The following is a 14946-nucleotide window of genomic DNA, read 5'->3' as shown; positions in this document are numbered from 1 at the left end:
TATGATGGCGGCGGGCTCAGGCAGCGGCCCGGGGCCGGGTTGTCAGCCGTAGATCGGGAAGGCGATGTTGGCGGTCAGCACCACCGCAACGATGGCGATTGCCATGAACGGCAGCGTGTACTTGAGGGTCTGGGGGATCTTGTAGCCGCCCACGCCGTAGGCAATGCCGCAGGCGGGAGAGCCGGAGGGGAAGGCAATGGCGATGTTGGAGCAGAAGAAGACGATGCAGACGACGCCGCGGGGATCCCAGCCGGCAGCCAGGCAGGTGGAGGCAGCGATGGGGATCAGCACGTTGCGGGTGGCGGCGTTGGACATGAAGGTGGTCATGACGGTGGTCACCACAGCGAAGACGAAGAGGACCATCATGCCGCTGGGGTTGCCGCCCAGGATGGTGAGGATGAAGTTGCCGATGACTTCACCGGCACCGGAATCGCCCAGAGCGTTGGCCATGACCAGCACGCCGGCGGCCATCCAGATGGCATCCTGGGTCAGGGCGCCGACGGTCTCTTTGACGCTCATGGCCTTGGTGATGAGCAGGACGATGACGCCGATGGCGGGCGTGACATACATGATGTTGCCCAGCTGAGTGCCGAAGAACAGGGAAAGCATGACGAGGACGAAGACCACGTAGATGATGTTCTCATCCCGCTTGGAGATGGCCGCCTGCTCCTTGGATTCGTGGACGTCGCCGATGTTGTAGTTGGACTTGGTGGGCATCAGCTTGTAGGCAAAGACCGCATAAATTGTGCAGATGATGCTGGGGACCACCGCCACCTTGGCGTAGTCCAGGAACTGGAGGAGCTGGTTTTCATTGGTGACGATGCCCTCATAGAGGACGTTGTTCTGGGCAAAGACGGTGGAGCCCAGACCCACGGGGAGCACCGCGCACCAGACGCTGAGGATGCTCAGGGCGGGGATGGTGATGGTGGTGGGGGTGATGTCGCCGGTGTTGCCCAGGGCGATGATGAACATCAGGGTGATGGTCATCATGGCGGTGGTGGGAATGAAGGCGGCCAGCACCGCGATGAAGGCGAACATGGCGGCCAGCAGCAGGTAGCCGCGCTTGCCTTTCAGGATGACCATCTGGTTCTGAATCTTCTTCAGCAGGCTGGTCTTGCCGAAGGCGGCACTCAATGCGAACATGGGTGCCAGCAGGATGATGTTCTGGTTGGCAAAGCCTGAGAAGGCCTGGGCCGGGGTGTAGAAGCCGGTAACGACCAGCAGCACGCAGCAGATCATAGCGGTCACGCCGAAGGGGAATTTATGGACGACGAAACTGATGATCATGAACGCCAGGATCGCAAGGACGATGTACAATTGCATGATGTTTCCTCCTGTTTTTTACGTACAACAAAGTCTTGGCGTGCGCACACCCTTTTGTTTGTGTCTATCATACGCTACGGGTCTGCTTTCCACAATTCGCAAAAAAGAGAAAACCCACCGCCCTTTTTCGACAAAAAAGCCGGTCTTTCAAAATATGAAATCAAAACGTTTCCTTACAGTGAAATGCATTTCATTCCTTGCATCCGAAAGGAAGATTGCAGCTCTGAACCCTGCCGATTGCAAAAACTGCAATTTCTTCGGGCATAACAACCGGCGCCTCCTTTTTTGGGCAGGTTGGCTCTTGGCGGGCGCCCGCCGCGCCCTATATAATAAGGAAAAACATTCTGTAACCAAGGAGGAACCGCCCCATGAAACGAACCATTGATCCTGGCACCGGCCGCCCCACCGTCTTTTTCTTTGACCACCTGGTCTTTTCCCACACCACCGACCTGGCGGGCAACCCGGTCACCCTGGAGATGTCCCTGCTGTGCCAGATGGACCGTCCCCAGCTGCAGCGCGCCCTGGGCCGCAGCATCCCCGAGGAGATTCCCGCCGACGCCGGTGCCCGCCACGGCCTGCGCCCGGCCATGATCTGGTTCAACGGCAACGGCTGGCGGGGCATCGACAAGAACAGTCAGATCGGGGACCTGGTCTTTCTGGCAGAGCATGGCTATGCCGTATTCTGTGCCGACTTCCGCACCAGCGCCCAGGCCCACTTCCCTGCCCAGATCATCGACGCCAAGGCCGCCGTGCGGTTTGTCCGCGCCCAGGCCGGCCGGTACGGGGTGGACCCCGACCGCATCGGCGTCATGGGCCGCAGCGCCGGCGGGCAGATCGTCTCGATGCTGGGACTCAACGACGGCAAATATCTGTCGGAAGAGTGGAAGGAATATTCCTCCGATGTGCAGCTGGTCTTTGATATGTTCGGCCCCGTGGACCTGAAAAAGAGCGTGGGGATGGACATGGAAGCCTACGCCAACGGCACCGCCGATACCAGCCGCTGGACCTGTGTGGAACAGACCCACGCCGGTGCCTACCTGGGCGGCAGCGGGGAGGAACTGCTCCGCCGCGCCGCCGAGGCCAGCCCCGCCCTGCAGGTCCACGACGGAATGCCGCCCTTCCTGATCATGCACGGCAACGCCGACCCCGCTGTTCCCTGCTCCCAGAGCGAAGAATTCTATGAAAAGATCCTGGCTGCCGGTCCCCACAATGTGGCCGACCTCTATCTGCTCCAGGGCGCAGGCCACGGCACGCCGGAATTCTTCGCCCCCATGAGCCAGCAGATCGCCCTGGACTTCCTTGCCAAACATCTTTGATTTCTCCCCACAGAAAAAGGGTCCTGACCTTACGGTCAGGACCCTTTTCCGATGCCGGGGCGGATCAGCAGGTGGCGCCGCCGGTAACTTTCTTCTGCAGGACAGCGTCCTTGTCCACGGGCGCGGTCAGCAGCTTGTTCTGGACGTAGTCAAAGCCCAGGCGGTCGATGGTGTCGGCGAACCGCTCGCCGGTGATGCCCTCATCCCGGAAGAAGAGGATGGCGCGCTCCACGATGTCCAGCACTTCCTCCTCCGAGGTGAAGATCTTGTCCATGGGGTGGCCGTGGGCGATCCGCTTGCCCCACCGGCCGCCAAGATAGATCTTGTAACCGTCGGTGAATTCCTCGGTAACGCCGAAGGGGCACTTGCCCTTGCAGCGGCCGCAGTGGTTGCAGGCTTCGGGATCAATGTGCAGCACACCGTTCTCCAGCTTGGCCACATGGATGGGGCAGTTGGCCTCCACCTGGCAGACCTTGCAGCCGCGGCACTTGGCGGGGTCGATCATAGGCACCCGCTGGCCCACGATGCCCAGGTCATTCAGGTCGGGCTTGACACAGTTGTTGGGGCAGCCGCCCACCGCAATTTTGAACTTGTGGGGCAGCGTGACGCTGTGGTAGCCCAGGTAGAACCGCTCGTGGAGTTTCTCGCTCAGGCCGAAGGAATCCAGCAGGCCGTACTGGCAGGTGGTTCCCTTGCAGGAGACGATGGGCCGCACCAGCGAACCGGTGCCGCCGGTCTGCAGCCCGGCATCCGCCAGGAAGGCCCGCAGTTCGTCCAGTTTGTCATACGGTACGCACTGGATCTCCAGCGTCAGGCGGGTGGTCATGGTGACTTCCCCGGAGCCGAACTTTTCGGCGGCCTCGGCGATGACCCGCTGCTCCTCCGCCGTGATCTTGCCGTTGCGGGTGATGACCCGGATGTTGAACCGGTCGGGATACCGCTTGTCCTGCAGGCAGCCCAGCCCCTTGACCCGCTTGATTTCCTCCGGCGGGATGGTGCCCTTGAAGGCCACCTTCACCTGGTTGAAGGTCATGCCGCCCTCCAGCACCCGGGTGTTGGTGTAGCCGAAGGCCTTGAGCCGGTTCTGCAGGAAGTAGCCCCGCTTGCCCCGGGCGCAGACCAGCAGCAGCTTGGCGTCCTTGGCCAGCCCTTCGATGGGGCCGGTGACCGTGCCCAGGTTGACCCACTTGGCCCCCGGGATGGACGCCTGGGGCAGCACGTCGATGACCTGGTAATCCGCGGCGGCACCGGCGGCGTATTCCGCGGGGGTGAAGGTTTCAAAAATGCCCGCCAGCTTGTTTTCCAGAATGTAACAGGCCTGGACAAAGGGATGGATGGCCGTGGAGAAGGGCGGCGCGTAGGCGAAGTCCAGGGTATCGAAGTTCTCCAGGGTGGCGCCCATGGCGATGCCGGTGACGGCGATGTCCACCATCTTGTCCACCGCCCCGGCGCCCAGCACCTGGATGCCCAGCAGCTTGTGGGTGGCCTTGTCGGCGATGAGCTTGGTGATGAACATATCGGCGCCGGGATAGTAGTGGGCCTTGTCGTCGGTGACGCAGACCACGCTCACCGGGTCAAACCCGGCGTCCCGGGCCTGGGCCTCGGTGAGACCGGTGCGGCCGGCGTTGAGGGTATCCAGCAGCTTGACCACGCCGGTACCCAGGCAGCCGCCGTAGAGTGCCTCGTGCCCCGACAGGTTGCGGGCCAGGCAGCGGCCGGTGATGTTGGCGGTGGAACCCATGGCGGACCACTGGGGTTTGCCGGTGAGGGCATTGTGGACCATAGCGCAGTCGCCCACAGCGTAGACGTCGGGCAGGTTGGTGGCCTGTTTGTTGTCCACCAGGATGGTGCCCTTGAACATCTCCAGACCGCTGCCCTGCAGGAAAGCGGTGGCCGGACGGATGCCGATGGCCAGCACCACCAGGTCCGCCGGGATGCTGCCGGCGTCGGTGGCGATGCCCTCGGCCTTGTCGGTGCCGTTGACGCCTTTAAAAGCCGTGCCGGTGAGCACCCGCACGCCCTTGGCCTGGAGTTTCCGCTTGACGTAACCGGCCATCTCGGGATCAAAGATGTTGGGCATGAGCTGCGGCGCCATATCCACCACGGTCACCGAGAGGCCCTGGGCCATGAGATTCTCGGCCACTTCCAGGCCGATAAAACCGCCGCCCACCACCACGGCGCGGCGGGACTGGTTCTGCTTGACCCAATCCCGCACGGCGATGGCATCGTCGGGGGTACGCATCCGGAAAACCCCCGGCAGCGCGGTGCCCGGCACATCGGGCACAAAGGGTTCGGCTCCCACGGCCAGGATCAGCTTGTCGTAGCCCTGGGTCTGCTGGGCGCCGGTGGCCACATCCCGCAGCGTCACAGTCTTGCCTGCGGCGTCCAGGGCGGTGGCCTCCTGCCCGGTGTGGACCTCCACCCGGGTCAGGCCCGCGTACTTCTGGGGCGTGTTGACGATGAGGTCCTCCCGGGTGGGGATGCTGCCGCCCACATAGTAGGGCAGGCCGCAGCCCGCGTAGGAGATGTCCGCGCCCTTGCTGTAGAGCACCACTTCGGCGTCTGGCTGTTCCCGCTTGAGTTTCGCCGCCGCCTTGGTGCCGGCGGCCACGCCGCCGATGACGATGATTTTCATGCAAATACCTCCGTTTCCGGGGGAAGAGTCCTGCCGTGCACGACCCGCTCCCCTTGGTTTCGTGTGTCTCTGGTTTCATTATACGAGCATCAACGCCCATCTACAAGAGATTCCCGGCCGCGTCGCCCACAAAATTTTGCCGCTTGCCAGGGGGCAGCCCCCCGTGGTATGATGGAACCGGTCCCGGACGGAGGCTGTCCGGCGGCCCATTCATTGAGGAGGTGCGAACCATGAAACTGGGAATCTTGGGAGCGGGCGCCATTGCCCGCATAATGGCCGACACCCTGCGGCAGCTGCAGGCGTCCGGCAACCAGGAAGTGGAACTGTATGCCGTGGCCGCCCGGGATCTTGGCCGGGCCCAGGCCTTTGCCGCCGCCGAGGGCGTTGCCCGCGCCTACGGCAGCTATGAGGCTATGCTGGAGGATCCGGCGGTGGATTTTGTCTACATCGCCACGCCGCACTCCCACCATTACCGCCACATCAAACTCTGCATCGACCACGGCAAGGCCGTGCTGTGCGAAAAGCCCTTTACGGTCAACGCCCGCCAGGCGGAGGACGTTTTCCGCTATGCCCGGTCCAAGGGCGTGCTGGTGACCGAGGCCATCTGGACCCGGTACCAGCCCATGCGGCGGATGATCGCCGAGGCACTGGACAGCGGCGTCATCGGCACCCCCAAACTGATGACCGCCAACCTGGGCTATGCCATGCTCAACAAACCCCGCATCATCGACCCGGCCCTGGCGGGAGGTGCGCTGCTGGATGTGGGCATCTATGCCCTGAATTTTGCCGAGATGTTCTTCGGCGATCCCGACGGCGTGCAGGGATTCTGCACCAAGTATGAGACCGGCGTGGACCTGACCGACAGCATCACGCTGACCTGGAAGGACGGCCGTGCCGCCCATCTGACCTCGGCCGCCAACGTCCACACCGACCGCCACGGGGCGATCTTCGGCGACAAGGGGTACCTGGTGGTGACCAACATCAACAATCCTCAGCGGTTCCGCATCTTTGACCCCGACCACAATGTCCTGCAGTCGGTGGACTGCCCGCCCCAGCTGACCGGCTACGAGTACGAAGTGCTGGAGATGGCCGATACCTTGGGCAAGGGACTGCTGGAATGCCCCTCCATGCCCCACCGGGACACCCTGCGGATGATGCAGGTGATGGACGATCTGCGCGCGCAGATGGGCATCCGCTACCCCTGCGAGGGCGTGGACGACGATACCACCCTCTGAGAAAACAGCAAGACAGGCCGCCGGGCAGCATGCCCGGCGGCCTGTTGGTTTGTTCTGCGGTTCACTCCCCGTAGAGCAGCGTGCAGAGTTCCCTGCCCGCCGCGGTGCGGAAGATCTTGTCCCGGGCGGTGCGGATGCCCTCGGCGGGGACCTGGTCCTCGTAGAAATTCACCAGGAAATCCGCCTCCACCAGGATCTGGTAATCCATACCGTCGATGCCCTCGTAGGTGTGGTGATGCCCCACCAGATAACAGATGCGGTCGATGTCCGCCGCCGGCAGGCCCGCCTCCCGGAGCAGCGCCCGGGCCGCAGCCGGGCCTTCCTGCTCCTGCAGTTTGCCGTCGCAGCGGCCATATTTGGCCTCGGCCGGGTGGATGCCGATGTCGTGGACAATGGCCGCACACTCTGTCACAAAGCGGGTATGGTCATCCAGTTGTTCCTGCCGGGCGATGAGCTGGGCAAAGCGGTGCACCTTCAGAAAATGCTGGATGCGCATGGGATCCCCCTTGTCAAATTCCATCATCTTCCCGGTGATCCGGTCCAGCAATTTGGTTTGGGTCATGGTCAGTCCCTCTTTTCTGCAGCAATACATCTCTTCCCCATTGTAGCGGGAGTTCCGGCAAAAGGCAAGTCCGCCCCTCCCCAAAAGACTGCCATAAGAACTATCCGGTGGTGTCGGCCTGGAAGACTTCCATCTCCCCGGGTGTCATGCTGATGATCCGCCAGCCGAGTCCGGCCGCCCCGTCCAGGCGGGCGTAGAGGCAGGCATCGGCGCTGTAGCGCGCGTCGCCATGGCTGCCCGCGTACCCGTTCAGTGTCTGGGGCTGCCAGTCCGAAAAGCCATCCAGCCCGCAGAAAGTCAGCAGTTCCTCCCAGGCGGGCAGCGGGGCAGCGGGGCCGTTTTGCAGATCCAGCAGGACGGGCACCCCCTCCGCCGTGAAGATGGCCTGGAAGTACAGCCCCGGCCAGCGGCGCACCGGGCCGTTGGGGTCTTGGTCTGACCGGGCTCGCTCCAGCGTCCACTGCTCCAGGTTGCTGCCCAGCGTGTACCGGGTCAGTGTCAGGTGGGCGGGATCGTCCAGCGCGGTCTGCAGTGCCTGCCGCTGGACCTCATCCAGGATCCCACCCGCAGTCAGGGCATCCAGCCGGGCGGCCAGATCGGTGCGCAGTCCGGTCGGCGAGGCAGCGGTATCGGCGGTCCAGCCATTTGTATCGCCCTGGAGCGACTGGCTCAGGCTGTGGGCGCAGCCATAGAGCAGGCAGGCCGTAGCGTTCTGCCGTCCGGCCGCCGGGAGGTCCTCCCCGGCCGGCAAAGCAAAGGGAGCCGTCACCACCAGCACGGCGTCCCACACACCGAAACAGAGAAAAGGCAGCGCCAGGCAGGCGGCCACCACCAGCCGGATACGGGTCCACAGCGATTTACGGGTCATTGTGAGGCACCTCCTCCCACAGCGGCAGGGCCAGCCGCACACAAGTCCCCTGTCCCGGCACACTCCGGAATTCCAGCGCCGTACCGTGAAGTTCGGCGATACGGCGGCAGAGCGTCAGCCCGATACCGCTGCCTCCGTTGCGGCGGGACCGGGATTTGTCCACCATATAAAAGGGTTCGGTCAACCGGTCCAGTTCCTCCGCCGGGATGCCGCAGCCGTTGTCCTCCACCGTGAGCAGCGCCCTGCCGTCCTCTTCCCGGCAGGTCACGACCACCCGGCCATCCGCCTTCTCCCGGCAGGCCGTGCGGGCGTTGCGCACCAGATTCAGTACCAGATCCTGCAGCAGGCTCTTGTCCCCGCAGAGCGTACAGCCTCCGGGACTGTATTCCACCGCAGCGCCGTCCTCCAGCCGCCCCATACTGCGCTGGACCGCCGCAAAAAGTGTCCGGTCGGACACCGGAAGGCGCTCCGGCTCCCGCCGGTCCATCTGCAGCAGCGCCAGCAGCTTGAAGGAAAACTCCTCCAGACGGTGCGTCTCGTGGTAGATGTAGTCGGCGGCCTCCTTCACGGCGGCCGCATCCGCCGAACCGGCCCGCAGCCAGTCGGCGTAGCCCATCATCGTGGTCATGGGAGTCTTGAGTTCATGGGTAAAGGCCGCCACGAACTCCTTCTCCCGGCGCAGCCCCTCGTCCAGCGCCTCCACCCGGTCCTGCACCGCCCCGGCCATGGCGTCAAAGTGGGTGCTCAGTGCGCCGATCTCGTCATCGGTCTGCACGCCGGTACGGCGGGCATAGTCCCCGGCCGCGATGGCCCGGCTGGCAGATTCCAGATGAGCCAGCGGCGCCGTGAGCCGGGCACTGATCCGGGTACAGACCAGACTGCCCAGAGCCAGTGCCCCGGCAGCCGCCGCCAGCCAGGTGAGCAGCTGGGCGTTGCGGGCGTGGAAAACCGGCGTCAGGTCGGCGGCCGTGAGAAGGACGATCTGCTGCCCCGGCACCGGCAACGGTGTGGAGAGCAGCAAAAGGTCACTGCCGTCCTGGCGGCACAGCATGGCGCCGTTTCCGGTATCTCCCAACAGCGGGGCCAGGTCTGTCTGGCGCAGCGTCGCCGGCAGGGCAGAATAGACCGGCAGGCTGCCGTCGCGGTAGAGAGCAAAGACCGTATCCTGATGTTGGGCGGCATACTGAATGGCTGCCTGGCTGAGGAGTCCCTGGGGATAGGGGCTGTCCGAGGCGGGCATCGTGTAGTATTCCTGCAGCAGCGCAGTCTGCAGCTGGCGGTGATTCTGCTGCGCGGCGGTGCGGGCGGTGGCCAGGTTGGCCGCAAAGGCCTGGCCCATGACCAGCACGCCCACCAGCGCCAGCGCCCCGGCCAGCAGAGCGATGACCGCCGCCGTGATCTTGGCGCGAAGTTTCATCGTACTTTTTCCTCTGGAAGTCACAGTATCGTGTCGGGGTCCAGCAGGGTGCAGATCTGCCAGTCCTGGTCGCCGTCCAGATAGGCGCCCAGATCCGACACCGCATACACCGAAAGCGGACTGTTGAAGGTGTAGGTGGCACCGTCCTGTCCCATGGTGGTCAGCATCCGGTCCTGGGTGCCCACCAGCATCAGGCAGCGGTCCCCCGCCACCTGACAGAACACCGGAGCCCGGGGCACCGCCCCATCCTTGGCCCAGGTGGCGGGCAGGGTCACCGTGTCTCCGGTGGCAGTGTCAATGACATACCGCGTATCCCCGGCTACGTCGCTTACATCCACCATCAGCCGACCGTTGTACACCAGTTCCGGAGTCATGCTGTTGCTGTCCTCCGCCCCGGGGAGGGTGCAGAGGGTGCGGCTCTCGCCGGTGCACAGGTCCACCGCCTCCAGGTCGGCACTATGGAGAGACATCCTGTACCAGTGTCCGTCCAGGATGGTGGTCCCGTTCACCGTATTTTTCCAGTCGCCGTTTGTGAAGGTCAGCAGCGGCTCCCCCAGGGTGCCGTCGCAGCCCAGCACCCGCAGTTCGCTGGTGCTGTTTTTATAGTTGTCGGCCAGGCTGCCGGTGTCGGGGCCGGGATACTGGACCTGCACCACGATCTGCCCGTCCAGCAGACCCACATAGCCGGTGTTTCCGTCCCGCACCTGCCGCCAGACCACCTGGGCGGCATAAGGCACTTCGCTGCCCTCGGGGGCGGGCGCAAGGTGCACCAGCGTGGCCGCGAAGGTCTGCTCGCCGGTGGTCTCGTCCGGCGGATTGGAGGTAATGTAGGCCCACAGGGTTTCCCCGTCGGTGAACCAGCGGATGTCCATACAGGAATTGTCCTGCAGGAAGTCGCCGCAGTAGTTGGGTGTGCCGGCCAGCCACTCCGCCGGCGGCGCGGCGGCCCCCTCCGGGCCGGTGACGAAAACCGAGCTTTGGGGGGTGTTGTTTTCCATGCCGTAGTGCCCGTAATCGGAGCGGTTCACCCAGTAGAGCCGCTCCCCGTCGGTGTAGACGTCCAGCCACTGGGGCTGGGCTACGGTACTGGCCCGCATCCAGGCCCAGCAGCTCTCGTCCTGATGGGCGCAGCCCGGCCTGGAACAGCATACCCGCTGCCGGCCGTCGTACAGGTTCACCGTGGTCAGAAAGACCTGCCCCGATTCATCGATGCCTGACGCCACATAATACTGCCCGTCGGCACAGCGGGTCAGTTCCCGCAGCACCGGGCGGGCGGATTCCTCCGCCGGGACGGCCTCGGCCGTGTCGGCGGTGGCAGGCTGTGAGGCCGGAGCCGCCGGAGCCGCCGTGCAGCCCGCCAGGCAGAGGGCGGCCGCCAGCAGCAGACAAATACGTTGTTTCATGGGTGTACCTCCTTGGGGGATTCCGGCCGCAGGCAGTAGCCCACCCGCCAGACCGTTTCAATCTCCTCGTCCCAGCCCAGTTTGCGGCGCAGCCGACGGATGTGGGTGTCCACCGTGCGGGTGGTGTCCAGTTCGGCGTCCAGGCCCCAGACCGTCTCCAGGATATAATCCCGGTAGAGCGCCCGGCCCCGGTTGCGCAGCAAAAGCAGCAGCAGTTCGTATTCCTTGGGGGTCAGTTCCACCGGCTGTCCCTTCCGGGCCACCTGCTGGCGGGCGGTGTCCACCGTCACATCCCAGGCGCGCAGCACCGCCATCCCCCGTCCGGTGCGGCGCAGCACCGCCTCCACCCGGGCCAGCAGTTCCGCCGGGGCAAAGGGTTTGACGATGTAGTCGTCCGCCCCCTGCCGCAATCCCTGGACCCTGTCCTCCAGAGCCGCTTTGGCCGTGAGGAAGATCACCGGCGTACCGGTGGGGCGCAGGAACCGGAGCAGGTCGTAGCCGTCCACCTCGGGCATCATGATGTCCAGCAATACCAGTTCGTAGCGGTTCTGTTCGATCCGATCAGCGGCAAGGCGGCTGTCGGTGACGCCCTCGCAGCGGTAGCCCGCCGCCGTGAGGGTGCGGCAGAGCAGCGCCGTGATGGGTTCTTCGTCGTCCACAATGAGGATCGGTTCCATGTCTGACCACCTCCTGTCTCCATTATACCGCCAAATGTGACCAACTTGTCACCAAATCGCCCCCACGGGCACAAAAAATGCAAAGGCGCCCCGGCCATTTGACCGGGGCGCCTTTGCGGACCAAAAGAAAACAAAGAATAAGAGAATGGCAATGAGAAAGTTTACCGGTGTTCAGCGGCACCAGCGGATTCCACGGCAGGTACACTCAACCCGTGCCATGGCCGCGGCCGGTACAGATTTTACGTTTTGCGCAGGACGGGGGATTTTCTCCTCCTCCCCTCCTGCGGATCCGAACACGCGGCATGAAAAACAAAAAAAGCACAAGGATTCCGGGAGTCTTTCCCGTACGTCCTTGTACTGGTTTACAGTATAGTCTCCCTTCCGGAAAAAGAAAAGCCTTTTCGAAAAAAATACGACATTCCAGACGGTTTTCTGCGGATTGTACAAACCGTCGTCGTTTCCCAGCTTTCTTTTTTGCCAGATTTTCAAAGAGCAGGACGACTCTTCTCGCCGACAGCGACGCTATTTTCCGCAAAGTCTTCCAAAGCTGTATCAAGCCGGGATCCCGGGCGGGGCGGCCCGTTTTTTCTTGCGACCGGTTTTGACACAAAACCCCACACAGCTGCGCAACTTTTACTTGACAACTTTCGGAAAACCCACTATCATAAATAGTACAAACAGGACAAGGACGTCTGAACGGCACGTCCCTGTCCTGTTTTTTTAGTTTGGTACCAGGATGGTGATTGGAAATGGAAGACCTGATCCGCCATGCAGAGCAGATCAACCGCCAGCTGGCCCGTCACGGGGTCAAGTTCGGAATTTACAAAAACGGCACCTTCGAGGAGCGGCTCTTCCCCTTTGACGCGATCCCCCGTGTGATCACGGCCGCCGAGTGGGATACCCTCTCCCGGGGGTTGGTGCAGCGTGTGCGGGCGCTGAACCTCTTTCTGAAGGACATCTACGGCGACAAAAAGATCCTGGCCGACGGCGTGGTGCCGGAGGAGTTCGTCTACCGTTCTCCCGGCTACCTGGCTCCCTGTGAGGGCATCCTGCCCCCGGGCGGGGTGTACAGCCACATCTCGGGCATCGACCTGGTGAAGGGCAAGGACGGCGTGTGGTATGTGCTGGAGGACAACCTGCGCATCCCGTCGGGCGCCTCCTACCCGCTGATCGCCCGGTCCCTCTGCCGCCGCTGCAGCCCCGACACCTTCCGCCACAACGCGGTGCTGGACAACCGCCACTACGGGGATCTGCTGCGCCGCACCATGGACAGCGTGAACACCGGCGGCATCAACGTGGTGTTTACACCGGGGCGGTACAACGCCGCCTACTTTGAGCACTCCTTCCTGGCGGAACAGACCGAGGCGGTGCTGGCCGAGGCCGGGGACCTCTATGTGCGGGACAACGTGCTGTACTACCGCGCCACCCACGGCGACTGCCGGGTGGGCGCTCTCTACCGCCGGGTGTCCGACGAGTATATGGACCCGCTGACCTTTGAGCCCTCCTCCCTCATCGGCATCCCCAACCTCATGGCCGCCTACCGGGCCGGCAACGTGGCGGTGCTCAACGCCTTCGGCAACGGTGCCGCCGACGACAAGGGCATCTACTACTTCGTGCCCAGAATGGTGGAGTACTATCTGGGGGAGAAGGCCATTCTGCACAACGCCCCCACCTACCTGCCCTTCTACGAGGAGGACCGCCGCTATGTGCTGGACCATCTGGACCGTCTGGTCATCAAGGATGTGGCGGAGGCCGGAGGCTACGGCGTGGTGTTCGGCAGCAAGCTGAGCCGCGCCGAGCTGGACAAGATGCGGGACACCATTCTGGCCCAGCCGCGGCGGTTCATCGCCCAGGAGGTCATCGACTTCGAGGACCTGCCCATCATGGAGGGGGATGCCCGGGTGGAGCGCAAGGCCGATCTGCGGGCCTTCGTGCTGTCCGGTGCCAGGGATACCGTGGCCTGGCCCAGCGGGCTGACCCGTTTTTCCCGCAATCCCGACAGTTTCATCGTCAACTCGTCACAAGGAGGAGGTTTCAAGGATACATGGGTCCTGTCACACTGAGCAAACAGAACCGGCTGTACTGGCTGGGGCGCTACGCCGAGCGGGTCTACATGACCGTACAGCTGCTGATGAAGGATTTGGACGCCCTGCTGGACGGCACCGGCATGGATTATGCGGATTTCTGCCGCCGTCTGGGGGCCGAGAACGTCTACCGGGACGCGGAGGATTTCTGCCGCCGGTATCTGTTCGACGGCAGCCAGCCCTGCTCGGCCAAAGCCAGCATGGAGGCGCTGCTGGGCAACGGCATGGTGCTGCGGGAGACCATCTCCACCCCTACCTTGTCCTACCTGCAGATGGCGGAGAGTGCCATGGAGATGGCCAGCCGCAGCGAAGCCCCCGCCGTGGAACTGCAGTGGGTGCTGGACGACATCATGGCCTTCCGCGGCAGCTTTGACGAGGCGGTGGACCATGAGGGAGTACGCAACATCACCAAGACGGGCGGCACCGTGGAGCGGCTGAGCCTGATGCTGCGGCTGGGTCTGCAGCCTGAGCGGCTCCATCAGGAGATGCGCAAGCTGCTGAACCGGCTGTACAAGACCGACCTGGTCACCGACCCGGAGGCGCTGCAGACCATCACGGCCTACGCGGTGGAGGAAACCGACGTGCCCAAACCCGAACTGCTGCGCTGTGTGGAAGGGTTGTTCGTGGTATGAGCCGGGTGCTGGATTTTTCCTATGACATCACGCTGACCTTTGACAAGCCGGTGACCCGCCACAGCTTTGTGCTGCGCTGTCTGCCGGGGGACGGCCCGGGGCAGCGGGTACTGACTGCCACCCTGACGCTGGATCCCGCCGTTCCTTTCACCGAGCAGCGGGACAGCTTCGGCAACCGGCTGCAGATCGGGCGGCTGGACGCGCCCCACAGCCATTTCCACTACCGGGCCGCAGGTACCGTCCTGCGGGACGATACCGGGCGGAGCTGTGAAGCGGACCGGAGCATTTTCCGGTATCCGTCGCCCTGTACCCAGCCCGACGAAGCCCTGCAGCGGACTGCGGCCTCCCTGGCGCTGCCCAGGGATCCCCGCGGCAGGGCCTGGGCTTTGCTGGAAGCGGTGCGTGCCCGGCTGACCTATGCTCCCGGCGTGACGGGGGTCACTACCACCGCCGCCCAGGCCTTCGCCCTGGGGCAGGGCGTCTGCCAGGACTACGCCCATGTGTATCTGGCGCTGGCCCGGCTGTACGGACTCAGTGCCCGGTACGTCAACGGCCTGCCGGAAGGCGAGGGCGCCAGCCACGCCTGGTGTGAAGTCTGGCTGGACGGCGTCTGGACCGGCATCGACCCCACCCGGGGCCGCTGGGCCGACGAGGGCTACATCCGGTTCGGTGTCGGCCGGGATTTCACCGACTGTCCCATGGAGCGGGGGGTCTTTCTGGGCGGCGCCAACCAGTGCCAGACCGTCTTCATGCAGGTCAGCCAGCAATAAACCAAAACAAAGGAGTACATCCAT

The 14946-nt window shown here is 63.8% G+C and carries 12 protein-coding genes; 5 read left to right on the top strand and 7 right to left on the bottom strand.

What is annotated here, in order from left to right; translation table 11 throughout:
- Positions 1–42: 42 nt before the first annotated feature.
- A complete protein-coding gene (locus NQ490_RS09600) occupies positions 43–1323 on the bottom strand; it encodes an SLC13 family permease (RefSeq protein ID WP_007045544.1) in 1281 nt (426 codons plus the stop codon).
- A 368-nt stretch (positions 1324–1691) separates the two neighbouring features.
- On the opposite strand from NQ490_RS09600, the gene NQ490_RS09595 reads away from it, so the two are divergent.
- The gene (locus NQ490_RS09595) at positions 1692–2639 is read left to right on the top strand and encodes an alpha/beta hydrolase (protein WP_007045542.1); all 948 of its coding nucleotides are present in this window, start codon (positions 1692–1694) and stop codon (positions 2637–2639) included.
- A gap of 64 nt (positions 2640–2703) precedes the next feature.
- Here NQ490_RS09595 and NQ490_RS09590 read toward each other — a convergent pair whose 3' ends face one another.
- The gene (locus tag NQ490_RS09590; protein ID WP_007045541.1) at positions 2704–5274 is read right to left on the bottom strand and encodes an FAD-dependent oxidoreductase; all 2571 of its coding nucleotides are present in this window, start codon (positions 5272–5274) and stop codon (positions 2704–2706) included.
- A 230-nt stretch (positions 5275–5504) separates the two neighbouring features.
- Here NQ490_RS09590 and NQ490_RS09585 point away from each other — a divergent pair, with 230 nt between their 5' ends.
- A complete protein-coding gene (locus NQ490_RS09585; RefSeq protein WP_007045539.1) occupies positions 5505–6509 on the top strand; it encodes a Gfo/Idh/MocA family protein in 1005 nt (334 codons plus the stop codon).
- A gap of 61 nt (positions 6510–6570) precedes the next feature.
- On the opposite strand, the gene NQ490_RS09580 is transcribed toward NQ490_RS09585, so the two are convergent.
- The 5 genes from NQ490_RS09580 to NQ490_RS09560 all read right to left on the bottom strand — a co-directional run bounded on the left by NQ490_RS09580 (position 6571) and on the right by NQ490_RS09560 (position 11436).
- The gene (locus NQ490_RS09580; protein ID WP_007045538.1) at positions 6571–7071 is read right to left on the bottom strand and encodes an HD domain-containing protein; all 501 of its coding nucleotides are present in this window, start codon (positions 7069–7071) and stop codon (positions 6571–6573) included.
- Between the two features lie 100 nt (positions 7072–7171).
- The gene (locus NQ490_RS09575) at positions 7172–7939 is read right to left on the bottom strand and encodes a hypothetical protein (protein WP_007045537.1); all 768 of its coding nucleotides are present in this window, start codon (positions 7937–7939) and stop codon (positions 7172–7174) included.
- Positions 7929–9356, bottom strand: a complete 1428-nt coding sequence (locus NQ490_RS09570; RefSeq protein ID WP_007045536.1) for a sensor histidine kinase — start codon at positions 9354–9356, stop codon at positions 7929–7931. The genes NQ490_RS09575 and NQ490_RS09570 overlap by 11 nt, the downstream gene beginning before the upstream one ends.
- 20 nt (positions 9357–9376) lie before the next feature.
- The gene (locus NQ490_RS09565) at positions 9377–10759 is read right to left on the bottom strand and encodes a hypothetical protein (RefSeq protein WP_259951190.1); all 1383 of its coding nucleotides are present in this window, start codon (positions 10757–10759) and stop codon (positions 9377–9379) included.
- Entirely contained in the window at positions 10756–11436 is a 681-nt protein-coding gene (locus NQ490_RS09560; protein ID WP_007045534.1) for a response regulator transcription factor, read from the bottom strand. Before NQ490_RS09560 ends, NQ490_RS09565 begins: the two co-directional genes overlap by 4 nt.
- A 749-nt stretch (positions 11437–12185) precedes the next feature.
- Between NQ490_RS09560 and NQ490_RS09555 the strand changes: the two genes are divergently transcribed.
- The 3 genes from NQ490_RS09555 to NQ490_RS09545 are packed head-to-tail and all read left to right on the top strand — an operon-like array spanning position 12186 to position 14922.
- Positions 12186–13499 carry a circularly permuted type 2 ATP-grasp protein gene (locus NQ490_RS09555; RefSeq protein WP_007045531.1) on the top strand — a complete coding sequence of 438 codons (1314 nt, stop codon included), beginning with the start codon at positions 12186–12188 and terminating at the stop codon, positions 13497–13499.
- Entirely contained in the window at positions 13481–14152 is a 672-nt protein-coding gene (locus NQ490_RS09550; protein ID WP_007045530.1) for an alpha-E domain-containing protein, read from the top strand. Before NQ490_RS09555 ends, NQ490_RS09550 begins: the two co-directional genes overlap by 19 nt.
- Positions 14149–14922 (top strand): transglutaminase family protein, encoded by a 774-nt coding sequence (locus NQ490_RS09545; RefSeq protein WP_007045529.1) that lies wholly within the window; start codon positions 14149–14151, stop codon positions 14920–14922. The genes NQ490_RS09550 and NQ490_RS09545 overlap by 4 nt, the downstream gene beginning before the upstream one ends.
- Positions 14923–14946: the final 24 nt, after the last annotated feature.

Source organism: Subdoligranulum variabile, assembly GCF_025152575.1.
Lineage (GTDB): Bacteria > Bacillota > Clostridia > Oscillospirales > Ruminococcaceae > Gemmiger > Gemmiger variabilis.
This window is presented reverse-complemented; position numbering and strand designations above follow the sequence as displayed.